Genomic DNA, 3,327 nt, shown 5'->3' with positions numbered 1-3,327 from the left:
CATAGCCAGCATCATCTCCGGACAGGCCAAGCTGCCCACAATTCTTGCCACCCCGGAGAAGTGCGCCGAGAGAATGCACTTCTCTAATCCCTATGCCCAGGCCAAAGCGATGGGCGCCCTTTATATGGCCCAGACGGTTGCCAGCATAGATGCCGCGGCCTGCTTCCGCTTAAAGGAGCTGAAGCCGATCGCCCTCACCGCTGCAGCAGGGCACGAGGTCATGCGGGCTGCTGCCCGTCTGGCTGATGAGGCCAGAGAGCTGGAAAAGTCGAATGATACCGTTTCTCGCCAACCCCATGCCAGAACGGGAGAGCTCATGCAAAAGCTGAGCCTATTGGATAAGCCGGAGAAGATCTAAGCAAATACTTTCGCCCCGCGCGGGTTGAGGATAAATAGCCATATGAGGAAGCTCCATTTCAGTAAAGGAAGAAATGCAGCCCTGCCCCTACACGCTTCTGGGATGGAAGGCTGCCTTCCCCTTGATTTGCTCACCTGTCTTCTCTATGGAAAGAGATAAAGCATCCTACTGCCTGTTCCCAGATAATGGCTCTGCTGCAGATCAAAGGGGTATACAAGCACTTTTTCGCAGATGGCAAGGAGATGGAGGCTCTGCATGACATCAACCTGACCATCGAAGAGAATCAATTCGTCTGCTTCATAGGACCGTCGGGATGCGGAAAGACAACGCTGCTTCGCATAGTGGCCGGCCTGGAGGCGCCCACCTCTGGCGCCGCCACAATAGATGGAGAGCCCATAGTAGGCCCTTCGCCTGAGAGGGGCATGGTCTTCCAGGAGTACTCCCTCTTTCCCTGGCGGACAATCCTGGATAACACCGTATTCGGCCTGGAGCTCAAGGGCATCGATAAGGCCAAGAGAGAGGAGAGGGGAAGACAGTATCTGAAGATGGTCGGCCTGGAGGGATTTGAGAAGCGCTATCCTCATGAGCTTTCCGGGGGAATGAAGCAGAGGGTGGCCATCGCCAGAGCTCTGGTCAACGACCCCAAGGCCCTGCTCATGGATGAGCCTTTTGGAGCCCTGGACGCTCAGACCCGAAATACCATGCAGTCTGAGCTGCTCAGAATTTGGGAGGAGGAGAAGAAGACGGTACTATTCGTCACTCACAGCGTTGACGAGGCCATATATCTGGCGGATGCAATAGTGATCATGTCCGCCCGGCCGGGAAGGATAAAGGATATAATTCAGATCCCCCTCCCCAGGCCCAGGACTAGGACCAGCACTGAGGTCAACCAGATAAGGGATCGCATCCTCTGCGACCTGCGCACTGAGATTGCCAGCTGCTGAGATATGGTTTTATATCGCCAAAGAGCACTAATTCTAACCTCATTTCTAAGCGGGTGAGTCGGTTGACTGGATCGAGATGGATGGAGCTGCCGCGGATAGTGGCCGTGGGAAACGAGGCGATATTGGAGCTGCCCCAGATCTGCTCTTATCTGCATCTGGAGGGGCCCGGACTCATCGTCACCGGGCCTCATACCGATGATGTGGTGGGAAAGACCATATTAGAGCTGCTGAACTCAGGAGGTTTCGAGCCCCAAACCCTCATCTGCACGGCATCAAAGCTTGAGGAGGTGGATCGCGCAGAGGCCAGGGCAAGGGAGATTGAGGCCGGCTTTCTCATCGGCGCTGGTGGGGGCAGATCCATCGATATAGCCAAGATCGCCTCCATGAGAACGAATATTCCCTTCCTCTCCCTGCCCACCGCCGCTTCGCACGATGGCATCTGCTCCTCCCAGGCCTCATTGACGGTTAACGGAGAGGCGGTGTCCCTGCCCGCCCAATCACCCCTCGCCATCGTCGCTGACACCGGGATAATAGCTCGGGCTCCGGCCAGGCTTCTGGCCGCCGGCTGCGGAGACATAATCTCCAACTACACCGCCATCCTGGACTGGCAGCTTGCTCACCGACTGAGAAGCGAGGAGTTCAGCGAGTATGCCTCCGCCCTCTCCGGCATGACCGCTAAAATGATCGTCGAGCGTGCTTCTGATATCCGGCCAGGGCTGGAGGAATCGGCCAAGATCGTGGTAAAGGCTCTGATCTCCAGCGGGGTGGCGATGAGCATTGCCGGATCCTCCCGGCCGGCAAGCGGCTCGGAGCATAAGTTCGCCCATTCGATCAACCGCATAGCACCGAGAAGGGGCCTGCATGGTGAGCTCTGCGGCCTGGGAACCATAATGATGATGTATTTGCACGGCAAAGACTGGAAGATGATAAGAGAGGCACTGGCCCAGGTGGGAGCTCCCACCTCAGCCGACCAGATCGGGCTGGATGCAGAAACCGTGGTAGAGGCCCTGGTCAATGCCCATAGGATCAGGCCGGAGCGCTATACCATCCTGGACTCAGGACTGAACCGGGATGCAGCCGCCAGAGCGGCCGAGGCAACGGGAGTGATTTAGTATGGTAAACCGACCTCAATGAAATATATAATAATTGGATAATAATGATTAATAAAAGGAGAATGAAATATGTCCGAAGCATCTACCCAAATCACATTGATTGGAACAAAGCTTGCCAGCATTGGCATGGAGTTCACCTTCATGGGCCCCACTCCCGAATGCGAATCCTGCAAGCTGAGGAATACCTGTATCAATCTGGAGCCGAGGAGGCGCTACCGGGTGCTGGGAACGCGCGGAGAGCTGGTGCATGAGTGCCCCATTCATGAGGCAGGAGTCAGGGCAGTGGAGGTAGCAGAAAGCCCAATAATTGCGGCCTTCGATGCCAGAAAGGCATTCCCCGGATCCAAGATCGTATTTGAGGCCATGAAATGCGATGACTATAATTGCAGCATGTACGATATATGCCATCCCATCGGGCTGAAGGATGGAGAAAAGTGCACCATTGTAGAGGTGGTGGGTGAGGCGCCGGAGGACTGCCCCCGGGGGAATATCTTGAAGCTGGTGGAGTTTCGCCGATAGATGAAGCTGATAACTTACAGCAAAAATATTTTTTTGCCCGTCACCAACCTCTGCCGCAACCGCTGCCAATACTGCTCTTTTCGAAGAAACCTGGATGAGGCCCATCTGATCAGCCGGTCTGCTGCCCAGCAACTTTTGGAAGAGGGGCGAGATCATGGCTGCTCCGAGGCCCTATTCACCCTGGGAGAGAGGCCGGAGGAGGTGGAAGGCTTTCATCTGATGCTGGCAGGAGAGGGCAGAGAGGACCTTTTGGGCTACCTGGTAGAGCTTTGCGAGCTGGCGATAGAGCATGATCTTCTGCCTCATACCAACGCCGGGCTCCTCTCAGAAGAGGACCTGGCCACCTTGCAGCCCTATAATGCCTCCATGGGGCTGATGCTGGAGAGCTGTGCCA

At 55.8% G+C, this 3,327-nt stretch carries 5 protein-coding genes; all 5 read left to right on the top strand.

Going from position 1 to position 3,327, the window contains the following annotated elements:
* Positions 1–358 (top strand): F420-dependent methylenetetrahydromethanopterin dehydrogenase (locus BP727_RS13240; protein WP_286859306.1); only part of this gene is annotated, 358 nt, incomplete at its 5' end.
* Positions 359–543: 185 nt separating this feature from the next.
* The gene (locus BP727_RS13235; RefSeq protein WP_013718847.1) at positions 544–1,302 is read left to right on the top strand and encodes an ABC transporter ATP-binding protein; all 759 of its coding nucleotides are present in this window, start codon (positions 544–546) and stop codon (positions 1,300–1,302) included.
* A gap of 80 nt (positions 1,303–1,382) precedes the next feature.
* Positions 1,383–2,414, top strand: coding sequence for an NAD(P)-dependent glycerol-1-phosphate dehydrogenase (locus tag BP727_RS13230; protein ID WP_048131894.1), 1,032 nt, complete (start codon positions 1,383–1,385; stop codon positions 2,412–2,414).
* 69 nt (positions 2,415–2,483) lie between these two features.
* Positions 2,484–2,933 (top strand): UPF0179 family protein, encoded by a 450-nt coding sequence (locus tag BP727_RS13225; RefSeq protein WP_013718849.1) that lies wholly within the window; start codon positions 2,484–2,486, stop codon positions 2,931–2,933.
* Positions 2,934–3,327 (top strand): radical SAM protein (locus BP727_RS13220; protein WP_342766289.1); only part of this gene is annotated, 394 nt, incomplete at its 3' end. It lies immediately after the preceding gene.

Origin of the sequence: Methanosaeta sp. UBA356 (assembly GCF_002496465.1) — an archaeon.
Classification (GTDB): domain Archaea; phylum Halobacteriota; class Methanosarcinia; order Methanotrichales; family Methanotrichaceae; genus Methanothrix; species Methanothrix soehngenii.
Note: the sequence above shows the minus strand (reverse complement) of the source record. Positions and strands in the feature narration are given on the sequence as shown.

Excerpts from the sequence above, each read along its gene's own strand:
- BP727_RS13235 (WP_013718847.1), top strand. The coding sequence starts at position 544 with ATGGCTCTGCTGCAGATCAAAGGGGTATACAAGCACTTTTTCGCAGAT.
- BP727_RS13230 (WP_048131894.1), top strand. The coding sequence starts at position 1,383 with ATGGAGCTGCCGCGGATAGTGGCCGTGGGAAACGAGGCGATATTGGAG.
- BP727_RS13225 (WP_013718849.1), top strand. The coding sequence starts at position 2,484 with ATGTCCGAAGCATCTACCCAAATCACATTGATTGGAACAAAGCTTGCC.